The sequence below is a fragment of the Priestia sp. FSL P4-0332 genome (genome assembly GCF_038005845.1).
GTDB lineage: Bacteria > Bacillota > Bacilli > Bacillales > Bacillaceae_H > Priestia.
This window is the reverse complement of sequence record NZ_JBBOUA010000001.1, coordinates 135,355-155,580: the sequence shown is the minus strand read 5'-3', so window position 1 is coordinate 155,580 and position 20,226 is coordinate 135,355. Positions and strand designations below refer to the sequence as shown.

28 protein-coding genes and 1 rRNA gene are annotated in these 20,226 nt (G+C 40.0%); 3 read left to right on the top strand and 26 right to left on the bottom strand.

Annotated elements, in window-relative coordinates:
- Nucleotides 1–42: 42 nt before the first annotated feature.
- Both MKY06_RS00890 and MKY06_RS00885 read right to left on the bottom strand, forming a co-directional pair.
- Nucleotides 43–1,594 (bottom strand): 16S ribosomal RNA (locus MKY06_RS00890).
- 255 nt (nucleotides 1,595–1,849) lie between these two features.
- Complete coding sequence (locus tag MKY06_RS00885) at nucleotides 1,850–2,050, bottom strand: hypothetical protein (RefSeq protein ID WP_014462000.1); 201 nt, start codon at nucleotides 2,048–2,050, stop codon at nucleotides 1,850–1,852.
- A gap of 135 nt (nucleotides 2,051–2,185) precedes the next feature.
- On the opposite strand from MKY06_RS00885, the gene pdaB reads away from it, so the two are divergent.
- Entirely contained in the window at nucleotides 2,186–2,950 is a 765-nt protein-coding gene (gene pdaB, locus MKY06_RS00880; RefSeq protein WP_013054966.1) for a polysaccharide deacetylase family sporulation protein PdaB, read from the top strand.
- A gap of 44 nt (nucleotides 2,951–2,994) precedes the next feature.
- Here pdaB and MKY06_RS00875 read toward each other — a convergent pair whose 3' ends face one another.
- Complete coding sequence (locus MKY06_RS00875; protein ID WP_013054965.1) at nucleotides 2,995–3,615, bottom strand: KinB-signaling pathway activation protein; 621 nt, start codon at nucleotides 3,613–3,615, stop codon at nucleotides 2,995–2,997.
- 145 nt (nucleotides 3,616–3,760) lie between these two features.
- Here MKY06_RS00875 and gerD point away from each other — a divergent pair, with 145 nt between their 5' ends.
- On the top strand, nucleotides 3,761–4,390 hold the full coding sequence (gene gerD, locus MKY06_RS00870; RefSeq protein ID WP_013054964.1) for a spore germination lipoprotein GerD: 630 nt from the start codon (nucleotides 3,761–3,763) through the stop codon (nucleotides 4,388–4,390).
- A 187-nt stretch (nucleotides 4,391–4,577) separates the two neighbouring features.
- On the top strand, nucleotides 4,578–5,486 hold the full coding sequence (locus MKY06_RS00865; RefSeq protein ID WP_013054963.1) for a LysR family transcriptional regulator: 909 nt from the start codon (nucleotides 4,578–4,580) through the stop codon (nucleotides 5,484–5,486).
- A 38-nt stretch (nucleotides 5,487–5,524) separates the two neighbouring features.
- Here the strand turns inward: MKY06_RS00865 and MKY06_RS00860 are convergent, their stop codons facing one another.
- The 23 genes from MKY06_RS00860 to rplF all read right to left on the bottom strand — a co-directional run bounded on the left by MKY06_RS00860 (nucleotide 5,525) and on the right by rplF (nucleotide 20,207).
- Entirely contained in the window at nucleotides 5,525–6,598 is a 1,074-nt protein-coding gene (locus MKY06_RS00860; RefSeq protein ID WP_057275199.1) for an Mrp/NBP35 family ATP-binding protein, read from the bottom strand.
- 90 nt (nucleotides 6,599–6,688) lie between these two features.
- Nucleotides 6,689–7,396, bottom strand: a complete 708-nt coding sequence (gene cwlD, locus MKY06_RS00855) for an N-acetylmuramoyl-L-alanine amidase CwlD (protein WP_013054961.1) — start codon at nucleotides 7,394–7,396, stop codon at nucleotides 6,689–6,691.
- A 70-nt stretch (nucleotides 7,397–7,466) separates the two neighbouring features.
- Nucleotides 7,467–7,889, bottom strand: a complete 423-nt coding sequence (locus MKY06_RS00850; RefSeq protein WP_013054960.1) for a DUF2521 family protein — start codon at nucleotides 7,887–7,889, stop codon at nucleotides 7,467–7,469.
- A 111-nt stretch (nucleotides 7,890–8,000) separates the two neighbouring features.
- Nucleotides 8,001–8,393, bottom strand: a complete 393-nt coding sequence (gene rpsI, locus MKY06_RS00845) for a 30S ribosomal protein S9 (protein ID WP_013054959.1) — start codon at nucleotides 8,391–8,393, stop codon at nucleotides 8,001–8,003.
- Between the two features lie 22 nt (nucleotides 8,394–8,415).
- Nucleotides 8,416–8,853, bottom strand: a complete 438-nt coding sequence (rplM, locus tag MKY06_RS00840; protein WP_013054958.1) for a 50S ribosomal protein L13 — start codon at nucleotides 8,851–8,853, stop codon at nucleotides 8,416–8,418.
- A 156-nt stretch (nucleotides 8,854–9,009) separates the two neighbouring features.
- Complete coding sequence (truA, locus tag MKY06_RS00835; protein WP_013054957.1) at nucleotides 9,010–9,750, bottom strand: tRNA pseudouridine(38-40) synthase TruA; 741 nt, start codon at nucleotides 9,748–9,750, stop codon at nucleotides 9,010–9,012.
- Nucleotides 9,751–9,768: 18 nt separating this feature from the next.
- On the bottom strand, nucleotides 9,769–10,566 hold the full coding sequence (locus MKY06_RS00830) for an energy-coupling factor transporter transmembrane component T family protein (RefSeq protein WP_013054956.1): 798 nt from the start codon (nucleotides 10,564–10,566) through the stop codon (nucleotides 9,769–9,771).
- Nucleotides 10,563–11,432 (bottom strand): energy-coupling factor ABC transporter ATP-binding protein, encoded by an 870-nt coding sequence (locus MKY06_RS00825; RefSeq protein ID WP_013054955.1) that lies wholly within the window; start codon nucleotides 11,430–11,432, stop codon nucleotides 10,563–10,565. Before MKY06_RS00825 ends, MKY06_RS00830 begins: the two co-directional genes overlap by 4 nt.
- Complete coding sequence (locus MKY06_RS00820) at nucleotides 11,408–12,247, bottom strand: energy-coupling factor ABC transporter ATP-binding protein (RefSeq protein ID WP_013054954.1); 840 nt, start codon at nucleotides 12,245–12,247, stop codon at nucleotides 11,408–11,410. Before MKY06_RS00820 ends, MKY06_RS00825 begins: the two co-directional genes overlap by 25 nt.
- Nucleotides 12,248–12,385: 138 nt before the next feature.
- On the bottom strand, nucleotides 12,386–12,748 hold the full coding sequence (rplQ, locus tag MKY06_RS00815) for a 50S ribosomal protein L17 (protein WP_013054953.1): 363 nt from the start codon (nucleotides 12,746–12,748) through the stop codon (nucleotides 12,386–12,388).
- A 44-nt stretch (nucleotides 12,749–12,792) separates the two neighbouring features.
- Nucleotides 12,793–13,737 carry a DNA-directed RNA polymerase subunit alpha gene (locus MKY06_RS00810; RefSeq protein ID WP_013054952.1) on the bottom strand — a complete coding sequence of 315 codons (945 nt, stop codon included), beginning with the start codon at nucleotides 13,735–13,737 and terminating at the stop codon, nucleotides 12,793–12,795.
- A gap of 180 nt (nucleotides 13,738–13,917) precedes the next feature.
- Nucleotides 13,918–14,307, bottom strand: a complete 390-nt coding sequence (gene rpsK / locus MKY06_RS00805; RefSeq protein WP_013054951.1) for a 30S ribosomal protein S11 — start codon at nucleotides 14,305–14,307, stop codon at nucleotides 13,918–13,920.
- Nucleotides 14,308–14,330: 23 nt separating this feature from the next.
- Entirely contained in the window at nucleotides 14,331–14,696 is a 366-nt protein-coding gene (gene rpsM / locus MKY06_RS00800) for a 30S ribosomal protein S13 (protein WP_013054950.1), read from the bottom strand.
- 24 nt (nucleotides 14,697–14,720) lie between these two features.
- A complete protein-coding gene (gene rpmJ / locus MKY06_RS00795) occupies nucleotides 14,721–14,834 on the bottom strand; it encodes a 50S ribosomal protein L36 (protein ID WP_003156543.1) in 114 nt (37 codons plus the stop codon).
- Between the two features lie 37 nt (nucleotides 14,835–14,871).
- Complete coding sequence (infA, locus tag MKY06_RS00790; protein WP_010285101.1) at nucleotides 14,872–15,090, bottom strand: translation initiation factor IF-1; 219 nt, start codon at nucleotides 15,088–15,090, stop codon at nucleotides 14,872–14,874.
- Nucleotides 15,091–15,325: 235 nt separating this feature from the next.
- Entirely contained in the window at nucleotides 15,326–16,072 is a 747-nt protein-coding gene (gene map / locus MKY06_RS00785; RefSeq protein WP_014462024.1) for a type I methionyl aminopeptidase, read from the bottom strand.
- On the bottom strand, nucleotides 16,069–16,722 hold the full coding sequence (locus tag MKY06_RS00780; RefSeq protein ID WP_013054948.1) for an adenylate kinase: 654 nt from the start codon (nucleotides 16,720–16,722) through the stop codon (nucleotides 16,069–16,071). Before MKY06_RS00780 ends, map begins: the two co-directional genes overlap by 4 nt.
- A 66-nt stretch (nucleotides 16,723–16,788) precedes the next feature.
- On the bottom strand, nucleotides 16,789–18,081 hold the full coding sequence (gene secY / locus MKY06_RS00775; RefSeq protein ID WP_013054947.1) for a preprotein translocase subunit SecY: 1,293 nt from the start codon (nucleotides 18,079–18,081) through the stop codon (nucleotides 16,789–16,791).
- Nucleotides 18,081–18,521 carry a 50S ribosomal protein L15 gene (gene rplO, locus MKY06_RS00770; RefSeq protein ID WP_013054946.1) on the bottom strand — a complete coding sequence of 147 codons (441 nt, stop codon included), beginning with the start codon at nucleotides 18,519–18,521 and terminating at the stop codon, nucleotides 18,081–18,083. Before rplO ends, secY begins: the two co-directional genes overlap by 1 nt.
- A gap of 33 nt (nucleotides 18,522–18,554) precedes the next feature.
- A complete protein-coding gene (gene rpmD, locus MKY06_RS00765) occupies nucleotides 18,555–18,737 on the bottom strand; it encodes a 50S ribosomal protein L30 (RefSeq protein ID WP_013054945.1) in 183 nt (60 codons plus the stop codon).
- A 14-nt stretch (nucleotides 18,738–18,751) separates the two neighbouring features.
- The gene (gene rpsE, locus MKY06_RS00760) at nucleotides 18,752–19,252 is read right to left on the bottom strand and encodes a 30S ribosomal protein S5 (protein WP_013054944.1); all 501 of its coding nucleotides are present in this window, start codon (nucleotides 19,250–19,252) and stop codon (nucleotides 18,752–18,754) included.
- A gap of 20 nt (nucleotides 19,253–19,272) precedes the next feature.
- Nucleotides 19,273–19,635, bottom strand: a complete 363-nt coding sequence (gene rplR, locus MKY06_RS00755) for a 50S ribosomal protein L18 (protein WP_013054943.1) — start codon at nucleotides 19,633–19,635, stop codon at nucleotides 19,273–19,275.
- A gap of 32 nt (nucleotides 19,636–19,667) precedes the next feature.
- Complete coding sequence (gene rplF / locus MKY06_RS00750; protein ID WP_013054942.1) at nucleotides 19,668–20,207, bottom strand: 50S ribosomal protein L6; 540 nt, start codon at nucleotides 20,205–20,207, stop codon at nucleotides 19,668–19,670.
- Nucleotides 20,208–20,226: the final 19 nt, after the last annotated feature.

Below are 20,226 nucleotides of genomic sequence, written 5' to 3'. Positions count from 1 at the left end.
CTGAACAAAGTGTCAAAACGTACGTCATGTAAAAATCCTTAGAAAGGAGGTGATCCAGCCGCACCTTCCGATACGGCTACCTTGTTACGACTTCACCCCAATCATCTGTCCCACCTTAGGCGGCTAGCTCCTTACGGTTACTCCACCGACTTCGGGTGTTACAAACTCTCGTGGTGTGACGGGCGGTGTGTACAAGGCCCGGGAACGTATTCACCGCGGCATGCTGATCCGCGATTACTAGCGATTCCAGCTTCATGTAGGCGAGTTGCAGCCTACAATCCGAACTGAGAATGGTTTTATGGGATTGGCTTGACCTCGCGGTCTTGCAGCCCTTTGTACCATCCATTGTAGCACGTGTGTAGCCCAGGTCATAAGGGGCATGATGATTTGACGTCATCCCCACCTTCCTCCGGTTTGTCACCGGCAGTCACCTTAGAGTGCCCAACTGAATGCTGGCAACTAAGATCAAGGGTTGCGCTCGTTGCGGGACTTAACCCAACATCTCACGACACGAGCTGACGACAACCATGCACCACCTGTCACTCTGTCCCCCGAAGGGGAACGCTCTATCTCTAGAGTTGTCAGAGGATGTCAAGACCTGGTAAGGTTCTTCGCGTTGCTTCGAATTAAACCACATGCTCCACCGCTTGTGCGGGCCCCCGTCAATTCCTTTGAGTTTCAGTCTTGCGACCGTACTCCCCAGGCGGAGTGCTTAATGCGTTAGCTGCAGCACTAAAGGGCGGAAACCCTCTAACACTTAGCACTCATCGTTTACGGCGTGGACTACCAGGGTATCTAATCCTGTTTGCTCCCCACGCTTTCGCGCCTCAGCGTCAGTTACAGACCAAAAAGCCGCCTTCGCCACTGGTGTTCCTCCACATCTCTACGCATTTCACCGCTACACGTGGAATTCCGCTTTTCTCTTCTGCACTCAAGTTCCCCAGTTTCCAATGACCCTCCACGGTTGAGCCGTGGGCTTTCACATCAGACTTAAGAAACCGCCTGCGCGCGCTTTACGCCCAATAATTCCGGATAACGCTTGCCACCTACGTATTACCGCGGCTGCTGGCACGTAGTTAGCCGTGGCTTTCTGGTTAGGTACCGTCAAGGTACGAGCAGTTACTCTCGTACTTGTTCTTCCCTAACAACAGAGTTTTACGACCCGAAAGCCTTCATCACTCACGCGGCGTTGCTCCGTCAGACTTTCGTCCATTGCGGAAGATTCCCTACTGCTGCCTCCCGTAGGAGTCTGGGCCGTGTCTCAGTCCCAGTGTGGCCGATCACCCTCTCAGGTCGGCTATGCATCGTTGCCTTGGTGAGCCGTTACCTCACCAACTAGCTAATGCACCGCGGGCCCATCTGTAAGTGATAGCCGAAACCATCTTTCAATCATCTCCCATGAAGGAGAAGATCCTATCCGGTATTAGCTTCGGTTTCCCGAAGTTATCCCAGTCTTACAGGCAGGTTGCCCACGTGTTACTCACCCGTCCGCCGCTAACGTCATAGAAGCAAGCTTCTAATCAGTTCGCTCGACTTGCATGTATTAGGCACGCCGCCAGCGTTCATCCTGAGCCAGGATCAAACTCTCCGAAGAAATGTTTGACTTGCTCAATTTAAAAAATAAAAATTAACGTTGACGTTTGTCGCTTTGTTCAGTTTTCAAAGTTCAACCGCCGCTCTTGAGCGACTTTTTTATATTAACAAGTTGTCTTTCATTTGTCAACAACTTTTTCAATATTTTATTTCTGATGAATTGCGATTGTTTTCCAATCACTCATCAGCGACATTTAATAATTTAACATCTATACTATATAAAGTCAACACTTTTTGAAAAGTTTTTTTCATTTCATCAAAAAACCTTATTTACTTCCCTGCTTTCACCGAACCTTAGCAAGATCTTTGAAAGGATTTGATACTTCTCTTGAATGTTTCGTTCAAGAACTACATGATTCAAACTTTGTTGAAAAGCAACGTTTGTTCTCTTCATTTCTTCTCTAAGTAGTGCTTCTAACTCTAAACACTCCACCTGATTAAATAAACAAATTTTCATTGATTCACCTGCTTTTTGCGACATTGATTCTCAAACATCAAAATAAAATCACTTCTTCTTTTCCTTACCTGTTATTAATTGTAGACAAAACGCATACAAATTAGACAAGTACTACTTATTAAATGAGGTGACAAAATGAATATGTTTTATACTATTCGAGCCAAAAGAATCAAACAAACAATGCTTATCGTAGTTGCTGCGTTTTTTACAAGCTTTTTTCTCTATGCTCAGCAGACGTTTCACTTTCCCGTGTTTTCAACAGATAACGGTCCAAGAGCTGTTTATAAGGCGGATGACAAAAATCAGGAAGTTGCTCTTACATTTAACATCAGCTGGGGAGATGAAAGAGCTATTCCCATTCTGAATGAACTAAAAAGACAGCATATTGAACATGCTACTTTCTTTTTATCTGCTTCATGGGCTGAGCGTCATCCAGATATTGTAGAGCGCATTAAGAAAGAAGGTCACGAAATTGGCACAATGGGCTATGACTATACTTCTTACACAAGCCTAGAACCTAATGAGATTAGACAGGATCTTGCAAAATCAAAGAAAGTCTTTGATTCACTAGGCCTTAAAGATGTTCACCTTCTTCGTCCTCCTAACGGGCAATTTAATAAAGACATCTTAAAATTAACGGCAGATATAGGATATACTACTGTTCACTGGAGCATTGATTCTAAAGACTGGACAAATCCAGGGGTTGAAAAAATTGTCTCGAATGTTACAAAGCCTTTAGACGGGGGGGATATTATATTGCTGCACGCGTCTGACTCCGCTCAACAAACAGCAAAGGCTATTCCATATATCAAGAATTCATTACAAAATAAAAAAGTCTCAAACGTAAGTGTTTCAACATTAATTTCAAATTCAAAAACCCAAGTAAAAGATATACGCTGAGATCTATTTCCACTGCATATGGAAAGCAAAAGCAGACAAATATGCTATTTGTCTGCTTTTGCTATTCTTGCGTGCGTAAGAAGTTTGGGCAAAATAAGAAGTTGATACATATTACAAATTAGAAGTGGAAACAACATAAGGTAAAGCCAGCTTTCTTCGTTCGTTCGCAGCGCTGGGAACCATTCAATTGTCGTTACAACAATCATAAAAAACAGCGCTGGTACAAAAGCCTCTTTATTCGTCTGCTTTTTCTTTGCATACGCCACTAATAACCCCACCGCTAACAAGAAAACGCTTAACAAAATATACTTGCCTATGCCTTCTCCCGGTTGTTGAAAGAACTTATATCGAAAATAAGCAACGTCAAATAATACAAATAAAACAAATACAATTTGAACCGATTTCCAAAGTGATGCAGATTTAAAAATTCCCAACCCAAATCGGTGAATAGTTAAATATGCAAAAAAACCCATTTGGCTAATTAAACTAAAAATAAACCCTACGCCTACGAGCCATGTTAAAACAGCAACAATTTCTCCTATCTTTCCTTGTTGAAATAAGTGACCGTATTCCCCCCAGCGCACCGCAAACCCAACAACAGCTGTACTTATACCCCCGACAGCTAACGTGGTTAGAAATAGACGAACCCAATTTCGACTATTCACTTCCATCTCCCCCATAAGTTACAAAATTGTACCTTTTCATAAATTGTACCAATCACGTTTTGAAAAATCTAGAGCTCTTTTATGAATAAAAAACCTTGATTATCTCATATTAAGCGTAAGCATATTAGGAAAGGAGCTCATTACTATGAAAAAGCGACTCATGCTCCTCATTTATATAGGAATGTGTATGCTTTTAGCTACAGCCTGTGCACCGCAAGATGAAGAGAACAATGGTATGGATTATGATCAAACAAAGAAAATGGTTGTTGATATTTTAAAAACAGATGAAGGAAAAAAAGCAGTCGAGGCAATTATGAAAGACCCTTCTGTTAGACAAGATATTTTAATGGATCAAAACGCGATAAAAGATACAATTTCTCAAACCCTAGTATCAGATAAAGGCGTGGAATTTTGGAAAAAAGCCATGGATGATCCGAAGTTTGCTGAAAGCTTTGCTAAAAGTTTGGAAAAAGAAAATAAGACGGTCATCAAACAACTGATGAAAGATCCTGAATATCAAGGAATGCTTCAAGATGTTTTAAAGGATCCGGCTATGGAAAAAGAAGTACTGACTGTTTTAAAGAGTAAAGAATATCGCACTTATTTACAAAAGATTATGACCGAAACGTTTGATAGCCCTCTTTATCAATCTAAAATTCAAGACATTCTTTTGAAAGCTGCTGAAGAAACACAAGGTGGACAAAAACAAAGCAGCGACGACGGTGGTTCTTCTTCCTCTGGATCTGATTCAGGCGGAGAACAGCAACAGCAGTGATTAAATACGCATCTCATATGAGGTGCGTATTTAATTATGTCATTTATTTTTATTAAAAAACCTAAATGACTTCTTTATATTTTTTAATACTTAGTATTTTTATTGGAATTGTAAACTTTAATTCTTAGCTTTATGGTAAAATATTAGAAATTAACACAATCGTTTTATAGCAAAAGGAGGGAATTTGATGGAATTTCGCGTTATTAAAACGTTTCAAACCATTGTTCGTTTAGGAAGCTTTCAATTAGCCGCTGAATATTTAAAGTACTCTCAGCCTACCATTACGCTGCACATTCAAAAGTTAGAATCCGAACTAGGATTTAAGCTTTTAGAACGAGGAAAAAGCATTAAACTTACTGAAGCAGGTAAAATCTTTTACGAGCGGGCAAATATTTTACTAAAGGAATATGAATATCTAAATAACACCTTAAAGGATTATTCAACAGGCGAAGCTGGCACGATCCGTATAGGTGCTGCGGAACCTACAGCAAGCAGTCGACTGCCTTCCATTCTCTCATTATTTAAAAAAAGATATCCCAACACAGAAATTAGCTTACTCGTTGCAGACGAAAAGCACCTTCATCAACATATACGCAATCAAGAAATTGATTTCGCGATTGGCACTGTCTCAGAATCGTTCAGAGATATAGAATTTGAGGCATTACTAACGGAAAAACTTGTGCTGCTACTACCATTCAATCATGCTCTAACAAAAAGAAAAACAATCTTTGCAAAAGATTTAATACACGAAACGCTGATTACAGCTGGGCAATCTTCCGTTCAAAAGAAAATTGAGCAGCTACTCTTTGAGCGAACAGGCCAGCTGCCTGCTAAAGTCCAGTTAGGCACTATTAGCACACTTCAGCATTTTGTAAAAGAAAACTTAGGAATAGCCGTTGTTCCACAAATAAGCGCAACTCTTCCGCCAGATCAAGTGGTGGTTAAAACAATTCATGACTTGCATGACGGGCCTGCAATCGGCATTTTAAAGCACCAGTCTCACACCGTAAGTACAGCTGGAAAAACATTTTTAGCTCTCTTAAAACAAAACCTTGCATTTGATTTAAAAAAGGCGCAGATTGAACTCTCTGTATAATAACAAAAAGCACGCGCTCGAACAGCGCGTGCTTTTTGTTATTTTCCTGTTGCTGCTTTTTCATTTTCGCAAATAAATGCAATCTTGCTTGCAATCTCTCCATATATTTTACCTAAACGATGCGATTCATCGTAAATGGAAGGTGCAAAATCTTCTTCATTCCAGTCGGGCTGACTTAACGGAAGCTGTCCTAAAAGCTCTGTCTGAAGTTCCTCAGCAAGTTTTGGACCTCCGCCTTTACCAAATACATACTCTTTTTCCCCTGTTAGCTGGCTTTCAAAGTAGGCCATATTTTCTACAACTCCAATTACCTCATGATCAGTTTTCAAAGCCATAGCACCCGCTCTAGCTGCAACAAATGCGGCTGTAGGATGTGGTGTCGTAATAATGACTTCTTTACAAGCAGGAAGCATGGAGTGAACGTCTAATGCGACATCACCTGTTCCGGGAGGTAAGTCTAGTAAAAGATAATCTAATTCTCCCCATTCAACTTCTGTAAAAAAGCTCGTCAACATTTTTCCAAGCATAGGTCCTCGCCAAATAACGGGTGAATTATCTTCTACAAAGAAGCCCATGGAAATAACTTTTACTCCGAAACGGTCAACTGGAATAATCTTTTCACCTTCTACTACAGGACGCTGTGTGATTCCCATCATATCTGGGACGCTGAATCCATAGATGTCAGCATCAATTAAACCAACTTTCTTTCCTAAACGAGCTAGAGAAACGGCCAAGTTAACAGAGACTGTTGATTTACCAACGCCTCCTTTACCGCTGGCAATAGCAATAAATTCAGGTGCATTCGGACTAGTTAGTAAGTTGCCAGTATTCGGTTGCTCAGCGCGGTACTGCTGAAGTTCTTCAGGCGTAAACTCAACAAATCGCAGTCCAACCGACTGTACACCTGCTTTTTTTAATTCTTCTACAATCGTGCCTTGAAGGCCCAGCTGTTCACTAGTACCTGTTTTTGCAACAGCAATCTTCAGGCTTATATGCTGTTTTTCAGCTTTGATTGTTATTTCTTTAATCGCATCTGTTTCTGATAGTTTTTTATTTAAAAATGGATCCGTAATTTCCCCTACTACTTCTTTTACTTGCTTTTCCGTTAGCATACTCCCACCACCATGTTAAAATCTATTTATTTATACTATCAAGTATATCATACATATTAGATTTTTCTGAATAGAAGGATGCTATGCTTTTTATTTGGGCTTTTCTCCAGTAAAATACCGGCTGACTCCTTCATAAATGGATTCAGCTAACTTTTTTTGATAGCGTTTCGATTGAAGCATTTTACGTTCTGTAGGATTTGATAAGAATCCTACTTCAACCAAAGCACCTGGTGGCTTGGAATGCTTAAGAAGGTAAAGCGTTTGAATAGCTTTTGCTTCACGACTCGTATTATCCAGATTATTTCTTAGCTCTTGTTGAATGAGTTTGGCCACTTGCTCGTTTTCTTTTAGGGACCCGTAATAGAAAGTTTGAGCCCCTCTCCACGCAGAGGATGGAATAGCATTCAAGTGAATACTTAAGTACAAATCAGCATTGGATTTATTAATCATCGTTAAGCGATTTTTTAAGTCTTCTACTTTTCTGCGACTGTATCCTCTTGTGTCTTTGGCCGCTAGGTCTTCGTCTTTTTCTCTTGTCATAATAACAAGTGCCCCTTGCTCTTGCAGATAGTCCCGAAGCATTAACGAAATTTTAAGAGTTATTTCTTTTTCAAGCACTTCATCCCCTCCTACGGCTCCTCCATCAACACCGCCGTGTCCAGGATCTAGTACAATAACTTTCCCGCTAAGAGGAAGTGAAAGCGAACCGGATGATGTTCTATGATCTATCTGATATTGTACAATGACAAAAAGAACGAGAAGCGCTATAATTGTGCTCATTATTTTTACTTTAGACATTTTATCCCTTCCCTTCTTGCCTCACCTATTTATTTCTATATGGGACAAGAACGGGAATTATGAGTACTTTTTAATGCAAACGTAACCGACGTCTTTTTTCTGCGGTTCGATAACCTTCTTTCCACCAGTCTTGCACATATCCTTGACACAAATAATACAGACCATCTTGATAAAGATCTGTTACAGACATGCTGACGGCTCCGTACAATGTATCAATTAAAAGAGACTCTTCTTGCTTACTGTGCTTCTGAAAGTCTTCGTAGCCTTTACCACGTTTACTCACCCGGGCACCTAATAAAAATGATTCGATGGCAATATCAAGACAGTACTCCTCCACATGTTCGTCTCCTAGCATATTCCACTGAAACATTGGATGAAAATAACGGCGCAGCCTCTCTTGAAGCAAATCAAACGACAGTTCCCTTAGGACTTTGCGTTCATATTTCATTTCTTTTTCATAACGTTTTTCTTTTAAATATGTAACCTCATTCACGATAACGCCTCCCTTTTTTACATATTGTCTGCACAAGCCTTCGTCTCATACGCAAACAACAAATAAAAAAAGCCCTGGTCCAAAGACCAAGGCTTGAAACGTAATATAAAATTAACGTTTTGAGAATTGTGGTGCACGACGAGCGCCTTTAAGACCGTATTTTTTACGTTCTTTCGCACGAGCGTCACGAGTTAATAGACCAGCACGTTTTAATGTTCCACGGTATTCAGGGTCTGCTTCTAATAAAGCACGAGAGATTCCGTGACGAATAGCGCCAGCTTGACCTGCATAACCTCCACCATTAACGTTTACAAATACGTCATAGTTACCTACAGTTTCAGTTAAAGCAAGTGGTTGTTTTACTACTTCACGTAGTGCAGCAAATGGAATGTATTCTTCGATTTCACGACCGTTGATTGTTACGCGACCGTTACCTGGTACTAAACGTACACGAGCAACAGAGCTTTTACGACGACCAGTTCCGTAATATTGTACCTGTGCCAAGATAATAACCTCCTCTTATTAATTATCCGCGAAGTTCGTAAACTTCTGGTTTTTGTGCTTCATGTGGATGTGTTTCACCAGCATACACATGTAATTTTTTGAACATTTGACGGCCTAGGCTACCTTTTGGAAGCATGCCTTTGATTCCTAATTCAAGCATTTTCTCAGAGTAGTTAGTACGCATTTCTAATGCTGTACGTTGTTTCAAACCACCTGGGTGCATGCTGTGACGGTAATAAATTTTATCAGTTAATTTTTTACCTGTTAGTTCGATTTTTGACGCATTGATAAGGATCACGTGATCACCAGTATCAACATGTGGTGTAAAAGTTGGTTTATGTTTACCGCGTAAGATTGATGCTACTTCACTTGCTAAACGACCTAAAGTTTTACCTTCAGCATCGACAACATACCATTTACGCTCTACTTCGTTTGCTTTCGCCATGAAAGTTGTACGCATGAGTTTCCCTCCTAATTTTCATCATCAATTATAAAATTATTTCAACCTTCTATTTCAACACGATTAATTTCCGGGGCTAACCGTGGGGTTAAAATACATACCATATGATATATTATATCTTTAAGCTACTAATGTCAAGAAAATGTTACACCAGGTTTAGTTGTCATAGAAAACGCGCCATAAATATAGTCCTTGCGAAGGCGCAGTTTTCCCTGCACGAGGACGTGATTTGCTTTCTAGAATATCTTTTATAGCATCTGGTTCAATACGGCCTTGTCCTACTTCTAAAAGCGTTCCAACAAGAATACGAACCATATTATACAGAAAGCCACTTCCAACGAATCTAAACACAAGCTGACTATTCTCTTCATACATATCAATCTTGTAAATCGTACGAATCTTATCTTCCACTTCTGTTCTCGCTGAACAAAAGCTTGTAAAGTCGTGTGTACCGAGTAAATATGTGATGGCTTTTTTCATTTTTGAGTAGTCTAATGGATAAGGGTAATGGTATGCATAAGAACGAGTGAAAGGATTTCGATCTTCGCCGCGCAAAATATGATAGCGATACTCTTTTGAAGTAACGTCATACCGGGCGTGAAAATGTGCATCAACTTCACATACATTCTTCATTACAATATCATCTGGTAGCATTGAATTCAATGCTTTTTTCCACTTATCACATGGAATATTTAGGTTTGTATCAAAATGAATGACTTGCCCCTGTGCATGAACATTTGTGTCCGTTCGTCCAGAGGCGTAAATCGGCACTTTTTTGTTATGCATTTTCTCTAAAACGGCTTCAATCTCCAGTTGAACAGTTCGCTTATTGGGCTGAACTTGATAACCTGAAAAGTGTGTGCCGTCGTATGCAACTATACATTTTAAACGTTTCATCTTTTCACCAAACAATCTTTACGTTCTAATCAGCACTAAAACAACTGCTACTGCCAGCAGAAGTAAAAGCATAATTGTATCTATGCTTCCCCATTTCAATTGACGATACTTTGTACGCCCTTCTCCGCCTTTATAACCCCTTGCTTCCATGGCAATAGCTAGCTCTTCAGCACGCTTAAATGAACCTATAAATAGAGGAACAAGCAAAGGAACGACAGCTTTCAAACGATCCGTAACGGGGCCGCTGCTAAAGTCCACTCCTCGTGCTGTCTGCGCTTTAATAATTTTATCTGTCTCTTCCATCAATGTAGGAATAAAGCGAAGAGAAATGGACATCATTAAAGCTAATTCGTGTACGGGAAGCTTGAGCTTTTTAAATGGATTCAGCAAGCTTTCCATTCCATCTGTTACTTCAATAGGCGTAGTCGTTAAAGTTAGCATCGTCGTAATTAAAATTAAGAACAAGAAGCGCAAGGAAATTAAAACACCTTGAATAAGGCCGCCTTTATAGACAGAAAACCATCCCCATTCAAATAAAAGAGGACCTTCCTTTGTCATAAAAATGTGCAAAAGAAACGTGATGATAATAATAAACATAACGGGCTTTAACCCTCTTAAAATAAACGAAAGGGGCACTTTACTCATGGCCACTATCATAAGGGTATACACACCTAAAAAAGCATAGCCGATAGGGTTATTTGCTAAAAACACAATTAATACATACGCAAACACAAGAAGCAGCTTGGCCCGAGGATCCATTCGATGGACAACCGATTGACCCGGCACATACTTACCAATAATGATTGAGTTCATCATAATCGTTCACCTTGCTGCATAAGGTGCTGCACTTTCTCTACCACTTCAGAAAAGGTAATTACCGTATCCGATGCTTCAAGCTGAAATTTCTCTTGCAGCTTCAGCATAAAGCGAAGCGATTCTGGAACATCCAATCCATATTCTTTTAGCTGCGTATGCTGACCAAACACTTCTCTAGGTGACCCTTTCATCGCAACCGTTCCCTTATTCATCACAATTAGCTCATCAGCGTACATAGCTGCATCTTCCATGCTGTGAGTCACGAGAATCGTCGTCAAGCCTTTTTCTTTATGAAGACGATAAATCATATTCATAATTTCTTGACGCCCTCTAGGGTCCAATCCAGCAGTTGGTTCATCTAAAATTAGCACATTAGGATTCATCGCTAAAATACCTGCTATCGCTACACGACGCATTTGTCCACCGCTCAAATCAAAAGGAGATCTGGTGAGAATGTCTTCTGGCAACCCTACTAACTTGATAAGCTCTCTTGCTTTTTGCTTTGCTTCTTCTTCCGAAACGCCATAATTCATTGGTCCAAAAGCTATATCTTTTTCCACCGTTTCTTCAAAAAGCTGATGTTCTGGAAATTGAAACACCACGCCTACTTGCTGACGAATAGCTTTTAAATTCTTTTCTTTTCGATTGGCTTTAATGGTGCGCTCACCGATTTGAATTTCACCAGCAGTTGGCTTCAATAAGGCATTCAGATGCTGTATGATTGTTGATTTCCCAGAACCAGTATGGCCAATAACAGCCAAAAATGTACCTGATTGAATGTTTAAATTTAAGTCATGTAGAGCAATTCGTTCAAATGGTGTATTAACTTGATAACGATGCTCTACTTCTTTGAATATAATGTCCATAGTTCGTCCACCAAGTCCTCATCTGTTAAATGAATTTTTGATAAAGGAATTCCTACGGAAGCAAAACGATGGCTTAGTTTAACGGAAAACGGCAAGTCTAGTCCAATATCCGTTAACTTGGAACCTAATGCAAATACTTCGCGTGGAGTACCTGTTGCATATATCTTCCCTTTGTTCATCACAACGACTCTGTCAGCCATTGCTACTTCATCTAAATCGTGAGTAATTGAAATAACCGTCAGTTGTTTTTCTTCTTTTAATTTTCTAACAGTTTCAAGCACTTCAGTTCGCCCAATAGGATCTAACATAGATGTTGCTTCATCTAGAATGATGACAGATGGCTGTACGGCAATTATACCCGCAATGGCCACACGCTGTTTTTGTCCACCTGATAGCTGATGAGGCTCTTGATCCAGAAAAGCACTCATATTGACCATTTCGATTGCTTCAGGTATACGTTTTTCCATAATCTCAAATGGAATCCCGTTGTTTTCAAGCCCAAACGCAATATCATCTTGAACGGTTGAGCCAACAAATTGATTATCTGGATTTTGAAACACCATTCCAATCTGCTTGCGCACATCCCATATTGTTTCTTCAGATAAAAGAGTATCGCCCACTCGAACCGTTCCTTTTTCAGGTAGCAAAAGGCCGTTTAGAATTCGTGCCAGCGTCGACTTACCAGATCCATTATGTCCAGCTATCGCTAACCATTCACCTTTATAAGCAGAGAGAGAAAGGTGATCTAATGTTAGGTCTGCTTCAGGATCGTATCGAAAGCATAAATCTTTTACCTCTAAAGACATTTCTTTCAACGCTATCTTCCTCTCAGCTTTTTCTATTGCAGCATTGCCTACATTGATTTTTTACACTATTTACCCGGTTTTAGGTATAAAAAAAGGGCAACGACTAGTTACACACTGTCTCGCCCTTTTCTATCTGTATTAAAAATATTAAACTAATTCAATGATAACCATTGGAGCACCGTCACCACGGCGAGGTCCAACTTTTAAGATACGAGTGTAACCGCCTTGGCGATCTTCGTAGCGAGTAGCGATATCGCTGAATAGTTTTTGTAAAGCGCTTTGACCAGCTTCTTCGTTAGCTACTTCATTACGGATGTAAGATGCAGCTTGACGACGAGCGTGTAGATCTCCACGTTTACCTAAAGTAATCATTTTTTCAACAGTTGAACGTAATTCTTTTGCACGAGCTTCAGTTGTCTCAATGCGTTCACTGATGATTAAATCAGTTGTTAAATCACGAAGAAGCGCCTTGCGTTGTGCGCTTGTACGACCTAATTTACGGTAAGACATGTGAGGTCCCCTCCTTTGTTAAGTAGTTAAACAGGTAGATATAATCAGTCGTCCTTACGTAGACCCAAACCTAATTCTTCAAGTTTAGCTTTAACTTCTTCTAAAGATTTACGGCCTAAGTTACGAACTTTCATCATATCTTCTTCTGTTTTATTAGCAAGCTCTTGTACAGTATTGATGCCTGCTCGTTTTAAGCAGTTGTAAGAACGAACAGATAAATCTAGTTCCTCGATCGTCATCTCTAGAACTTTTTCTTTCTGGTCTTCTTCTTTTTCTACCATAATCTCTGCTTTTTGAGCTTCATCTGTTAAGTTAACGAAGATATTTAAGTGTTCCGTTAGAATCTTTGCACCTAAAGCAACAGCTTTTTCTGGCTCGATGCTACCGTCAGTCCAAACATCCAACGTTAACTTATCGTAATTTGTCATTTGACCAACACGAGTATTCTCTACATAATACGATACGCGAGTAACAGGCGTATAGATTGAATCAATTGGAAGTACACCAATTGGTTGGTCTTCACGCTTGTTAGCATCGGCAGGATTATAACCTCGACCTGTGCGAGCAGTAAGTCTCATACGGAAATGAGCATCTGACTCAAGTGTTGCAATATGAAGATCCGGATTTAGAACTTCGATATCGCTGTCTGCTTGAATGTCAGCAGCCGTTACTGTACCAGGACCTTTAACATCGATCTCAAGTGTTTTCTCTTCATCAGAGTAAATCTTTAACGCTAACTTTTTAACGTTTAAAATGATGTTTGTTACATCTTCAACAACTCCAGGAACTGTTGAAAATTCATGTAATACACCTTCAATTTGAATAGATGTTACAGCTGCACCAGGGAGTGAGGATAATAGGATACGACGTAAGGAGTTACCCAAAGTAGTACCATATCCACGCTCAAGTGGTTCGACGACGAATTTACCGTACTTTCTATCATCGCTGATTTCTACCGTTTCGATTTTTGGCTTTTCAATCTCTATCAATATAAACCCTCCTTCAAAACGTCGAAACCTCGGCTAGACGGCTGATTTCTCAAATGCCTAACCGAAATTCCCTATTAGACAGTTCCCGAATGTGCACAACAAATGGAAAACATTTCGTTGCATGAATAAATTCTACACCATCATCATTATAGACAACGAAATAGAATCTATACATATTAATTATACACGACGACGTTTTGGTGGGCGGCATCCGTTGTGAGGTACAGGAGTAACATCTTTAATAGCTGTTACTTCTAAACCTGCAGCTTGAAGAGCACGGATAGCTGCTTCACGACCAGCACCAGGGCCTTTAACTGTAACTTCAAGAGTTTTCATTCCGTTATCCATAGAAACTTTAGCAGCAGTTTCAGCAGCCATTTGCGCAGCAAATGGAGTAGATTTACGAGAACCTCTGAAGCCAAGTGCGCCTGCACTAGACCAAGCAATCGCATTACCGTGAACATCTGTAATTGTTACAATAGTGTTGTTAAACGTTGAGCGAATATGAGCTACACCAGCTTCAATATTCTTTTTCACGCGACGTTTACGTGTATTAGTTTTACGTGCCATCTGTTAATGACCTCCCTTACTAATTATTTCTTCTTGTTCGCTACAGTACGGCGTGGGCCTTTACGTGTACGAGCATTGTTTTTACTGTTTTGACCACGAACTGGTAAACTACGACGGTGGCGGATACCACGGTATGAACCAATCTCAATTAAACGTTTGATGTTTAAAGAAACTTCACGACGAAGATCGCCTTCTACTTTATAGCTATCTAAAATATCACGAATTTTACCTAATTCTTCTTCTGTTAAGTCACGAACGCGAGTATCTTCAGAAACTCCAGCTTCAGCTAGAACTTTTTCAGCAGTTGGACGACCAATACCGAAAATGTATGTTAATGAAATTACTACACGCTTGTCACGAGGAATATCAACACCAGCAATACGTGCCATATGAATAGTGCACCTCCTTATTGATTAACCTTGTTTTTGTTTATGCTTAGGGTTTTCACAAATTACCATTACTTTACCTTTTCTACGGATAACTTTACATTTTTCGCAGATTGGTTTAACTGATGGTCTGACTTTCATGTTTCATACCTCCTTGATAGTACGGAGTGCATAGGTTTTATTTGAAACGGTACGTAATTCTACCGCGAGTTAAATCGTATGGTGACAATTCTACAGTTACTTTATCACCAGGTAAGATTCGAATGAAATGCATGCGAATTTTTCCTGATACGTGAGCAAGTACTGTATGACCATTTTCTAATTCTACCTTGAACATAGCGTTAGGTAAAGTCTCAGCAACTGTACCTTCAACTTCAATTACATCGTCTTTTGCCATTAAAGTGCTCTCCTTTCTTTGAAACAGTAACAAGCTATCATTAAACGACTTAAAAAGAACCTGTTCTGAACATCCGGAGATCGTAATCATTAAATTCAAGATGATTGACGCTAATATACATCTTTACCATTTTAACAGCAATTCAGACGAAAAACGATCATCGTGAATTTAGATAATTACTGTTTACTGTCCAGTGCATCTAGCGAGGAATGGATAGAGATAACATCCTTTAACATTACAATGCTGTCAGAATTTCATATCCCGTCTCAGTAATTGCAATAGTATGTTCGAAGTGCGCACACATTTTACCATCTACTGTGACAACTGTCCAGTTATCAGGTAATGTTTTTACATATCGCATACCAGCATTCACCATTGGCTCAACTGCCAATACCATGCCTGGACGTAGACGCGGTCCTTTATTCGGTGGACCATAATGAGGTACTTGCGGATCTTCATGTAAGTCTTTGCCGACCCCATGGCCAACATATTCTCTTACAATCGAAAAGTTACGTGATTCTGCGTACTGTTGAATAGCATGTGAAATATTCGACAAACGCTCACCCGGCTTAGCTTCTGCTAATCCTTTGTAGAGAGATTGCTCAGTCACATCAAGCAGCTCTTGATTTTCTAATGAAATCTTTCCTACTCCATATGTCCAAGCTGAATCACCGTGATAGCCACCGAATTTAGCTCCGATGTCTAAACTGATGATATCCCCTTCATTAAGCTTGCGTTCACCCGGAATACCATGAACTAATTCTTCATTCACAGAAGCACATACACTGCCGCGAAAACCATTATACCCTTTAAAAGACGGAATTGCATCATGTTGACGAATAAAATTTTCAGCAATTGCATCCAATTCTATAGTCGTAATACCTGGAGCGATATGCTTTTTTAACTCTTGATGAGTTAAAGCCACGATTCGTCCAGCTTCACGCATGACCTCAATTTCCTCTGGTGTCTTGCAAATGATCATTGCTTAACCCCAGCAAGTAATTGACGAACATCCTCAAACACAATGTTAATATCTTGATTACCATTAATATTGCGTAGATAACCTTTTTCTTGATAGAAATCAAGTAGAGGTTGAGATTGTTTAACATTAACTGAAAGTCTAGTTGAAACCGTCTCAGCATTGTCATCTGCACGTTGGTAAAGCTCTCCGCCACATTTGTCACAAACTCCTTCTTTCGCAGGAGGATTGAATACTAAGTGGTAAGTAGCTCCGCAATCTTTACAAATGCGGCGTCCAGTAAGACGCTCCATTAAAATGCTTTGATCTACATCAATATTAATCACATAATCAATTTGCTTGTTTAGTTCTTTTGTAATTGTTTCAAGAGCTTCTGCTTGGGCTACTGTTCTTGGGAAGCCATCAAGTAAAAAGCCGTTTTCACAATCTTGTTTGTTTAAACGCTCGCGCACAATTCCAATTGTTACTTCATCAGGAACAAGGTTACCTTGATCCATAAATGATTTAGCTTTTAAACCTAGTTGCGTTCCTTCTTTAATTGCAGCTCGGAACATATCTCCTGTTGAGATATGAGGGATATCGTAATGCTCAACGATTTTTTCTGCTTGAGTACCTTTCCCAGCACCAGGAAGGCCCATTAACACTAAATTCATTTCTTGCTTCCCCCTCAGTATCTTATCCGTTTAATGGGAAAGCAGCTTGCTTCCCACTAAACAGCTTTACTTAATAAATCCCTTATAATGGCGTTTCACTAATTGACTCTCAAGCTGTTTCATTGTCTCAAGAGCTACACCGACAACAATTAACAAACTAGTACCGCCGATCTGAGCAGATGATGGTAAGTTTGCAATTTTGATGAACAGAACCGGCAACACAGCAATTAACGCAAGGAATATCGAGCCGATTAATGTCAGACGATATAACACTTTCGTTAAATAAGCTTGTGTGCTTTTACCAGGACGGATGCCTGGGATGTAGCCACCTTGCTTTTTCAAGTTCTCTGCTACTTGTTCAGGGTTAACTTGAACAAATGTATAGAAGTAACAAAAAGCAATGATTAACGCTACATACACTATCATACCAATTGGCTTAGTATAGTCAAATGTATTCTGAATCCATGTCGTTACATCATTTGGACCGAAAAATGATGCAATTGTTGGTGGTGTAATAATAAATGAAACTGCAAAGATAACAGGAATAACCCCAGCAGCATTTACTTTTAACGGTAAATGAGTGGATTGACCTCCAACAGGATTACGACCAGCTGAACCCTTTGCATATTGAATAGGAATTTTTCGTAGCGCTTGTTGGAAATAAATAACCCCAACAATAATAGCTAAAACTGCAATTGCAATTAAAACTACCGTTACGATACGAATGAATAATTGATCCCCAACGTCTTCAAATTGCTGTGCATAAATTTGATTTAATGTTGTCGGAATACCAGCTGCAATCCCAGCAAAGATAATGATAGAAATACCATTACCTACGCCTTTTGCAGTAATCTGCTCTCCTAACCACATTAAGAAGGCAGTACCTGCCGTTAACACTGTAGCAATTAGAAGATACGTAGAAATTCCTGGATTAGCGATCAATTGTCCGCCCGAAATATTGTTGAATCCTATAGACATACCTAAAGCCTGGATAAATCCAAGCACAATTGTTCCATAACGAGTTACTTGAGCTAATTTACGGCGCCCAACATCTCCCTGCTTTGACCATTCTGTAAACTTAGGTACAACATCCATCTGCAATAATTGGACGATGATGGATGCTGTAATATAAGGCATAATGCCCATAGCAAGAATGGAGAAGTTTTTTAACGCGCCGCCGCCAAATGTATTCAGAACTCCGAATACATTTAACCCATCTTGCAATTTTAGTACATCCGTATTAACACTTGGTACAGGAATAAATGTACCAATTCGGAAGACAATTAACATTAACAAAGTGAAAAAGATTTTTTGTCTTATTTCACGCACGCGCATTAAATTGGAGATTGTTTGAAACATTAGATCACCTCAACTGTACCGCCAGCAGCTTCGATAGCTTCTTTAGCAGTTGAAGAGAATTTAGCAGCTTTAACAGTTAGCTTAGAGTTTAATGTACCGTTTCCTAGTACTTTAACGCCAGCTTTTGCTTTGCTTACTAAACCAGTTTCGATTAATAATTCTGGTGTTACTTCAGTTCCATCTTCAAAACGGTTAAGAGCTTCTAAATTAACGATCGCGTATTCTTTGCGATTGATATTAGTGAACCCACGTTTTGGAAGACGACGGAATAAAGGAGTTTGACCACCTTCGAAGCCAGGTCTTACGCCACCGCCAGAGCGAGCGTTTTGCCCTTTGTGACCTTTACCTGAAGTCTTTCCGTTACCTGAACCAGTACCACGACCTACACGGTTACGTACTTTACGTGAACCTTCAGCTGGTTTCAATTCATGAAGTTTCATTCCGGAGCACCTCCTTAGAGTGACAATTTATACTTATTGCTCTTTTACTGTAACAAGGTGAGCTACTTTGTTAATCATTCCGCGAATTGCAGGATTATCGTCTTGAACGACAGTTTGATTTAACTTACGTAGGCCAAGTGTACGAACAGTTACACGTTGATCTTCTGGACGACCAATTACGCTACGAGTAAGGGTAATTGCTAGTTTGTTTGCCATTCTATATCCCTCCCTTATCCTAACAGTTCTTCTACAGTCTTGCCACGTAGTTTTGCAACATCTTCAGCACGTTTTAGGTTAGCTAAACCGTTAAGAGTTGCACGTACCATGTTGATTGGAGTGTTTGAACCTAAAGATTTAGATAGAATATCACTTACTCCACCCAATTCTAGTACCGCACGAACTGGGCCACCAGCGATAACTCCTGTACCTTCAGAAGCAGGTTTTAAGAAAATTTGACCTGCACCAAATTGTCCAAGGATTTCGTGTGGAATAGTTGTACCAACCATAGGTACAGTAATTAAGTTTTTCTTCGCATCTTCAATAGCTTTACGGATTGCATCTGGTACCTCTTGTGCTTTACCAGTACCGAATCCAACGTGACCGTTTTTGTCACCAACTACAACTAATGCAGCGAAGCGGAAACGACGTCCACCTTTCACAACTTTAGCTACGCGGTTAACGGTAACAACACGTTCTTCAAGCTCTAATTTATTTGGATCAATACGACGCATGATTTTCCCTCCTTTTACAATTAGAATTGTAATCCAGCTTCACGAGCAGCGTCAGCTAATGCTTTAACACGGCCATGATATAAATAACCGCCACGGTCGAATACTACTTCGTTTACACCTTTTTCTACTGCGCGTTTAGCGACTAATTCGCCAACTTTGATAGCAGCTTCAGTGTTACCAGTGCTTTCTAAAGTCAGGTCTTTATCTAACGTTGAAGCACTTGCGATTGTTACTGAATTTAAATCGTCGATAACTTGTGCGTAAATATGTTGATTAGAACGGAACACGTTTAAACGCGGACGAGTTGCAGTTCCAGATAACTTCGCACGAACACGAGCATGTCTTTTTTTACGAACTTTGTTTTTATCAAGCTTCGTGATCATTTCGGGCACTCCTTTCTTTTACCTAACCGGCATTACTTCTTAGCAGTTTTACCTTCTTTACGACGTACATATTCGCCTTCGTAACGAATACCTTTACCTTTGTAAGGCTCTGGTGGACGAACGTCACGAATATTTGCAGCTAATGCACCTACGCGTTCTTTATCAATACCTTTAATAACGATCTTAGTTTGAGAAGGAACTTCGATTTCGATTCCTGTTTCAGGAGTAATCTCAACTGGGTGAGAGTATCCAACGCTCAATACTAATTTGCTACCAGATTTTTGTGCACGGTAACCTACACCGACTAATTCTAAACCACGTTCGAATCCTTTAGTAACACCTTCAACCATGTTACCTAAAAGGCTACGAGTAGTTCCGTGAAGAGCGCGGTGCTCTTTATTGTCGCTAGGACGATTAACAACTAGTACGTTGTCTTCAACTTTAATTTCGATTTCAGGGTGGAATGTACGAGTTAATTCACCCTTTGGTCCTTTTACAGTTACAGTGTTGCTCTCGTTCGTAACTGTAACACCTGCTGGAAGTTCTAAAGGCTTTTTACCAACACGTGACATAGTTACACCTCCATTCACA